The 767-nt window shown below is 42.1% G+C and carries 1 protein-coding gene and 1 pseudogene; both read left to right on the plus strand.

Features of this window, described 5'->3' with window-relative positions; genetic code table 11:
• On the plus strand, positions 1 to 592 hold a 592-nt coding region (gene coaE / locus AB4653_RS24440), incomplete at its 5' end, for a dephospho-CoA kinase (RefSeq protein ID WP_372105531.1).
• 26 nt (positions 593 to 618) lie between these two features.
• Positions 619 to 767: pseudogene (locus tag AB4653_RS24445) on the plus strand (cell division protein ZapD); the annotation flags it as partial.

Raw genomic sequence — 767 nt, forward strand, 5'->3', positions numbered from 1 at the left:
CGGTGGGATCGCCAGTGGTAAAACGACGGTAGCTAATCTCTTCAGCGAACATTTTCACATTGATATTGTCGATGCTGATATCGTGGCACGTGAAGTGGTGGCGTTGGGCAGTGAAGGTCTAAAACAGATTGCGACTCATTTTGGTGAAGAGGTATTGCTCGAAGATGGGGCGCTAAACCGAGCTAAACTGCGCGAAGTGATCTTTTCTGATCCCACAGAGAAACAATGGCTCAATGAACTGCTTCACCCTATGATCCGCGACAAAATTGACAGTGACCTGTCTAAAATCACATCCCCATATGGTTTATTAGTCGCACCGCTATTGGTTGAAAACCAAATGCAAGGCATGACCGATCGCGTATTAATCGTTGATGTGCCGGTAGAAGTGCAAATAGAACGTACGATGAGTCGCGATAATGTTTCTAGGGAACAAGTTGAATCAATATTAAAATCACAGGTATCAAGAGAACAGCGCTTAGCAGTTGCAGATGACGTGATTAAAAACCATACTAAAAACCAAGAACTTTTGCCTCAAATCACAGATTTACATCAAAAGTATCTGGCAATCAGTGCTGTAGATGGGTCAGAATAGAACAATGTTGAATGAAGGTTTGCTCGATGATCACCCATAAATTTGAACATCCTCTAAATGAGAAAACACGCATCTACTTAAGAGTTGAATCACTCTTGAGGCAGTTACACCTGTCTTCTGCATTTTCCGATGCTCAACAGTATCAACTCTTTTTCCGTTCTATCTTTGATCTGAT

It is taken from the genome of Vibrio sp. 10N.222.48.A3 (assembly GCF_041475345.1).
Lineage (GTDB): Bacteria > Pseudomonadota > Gammaproteobacteria > Enterobacterales > Vibrionaceae > Vibrio > Vibrio tasmaniensis_A.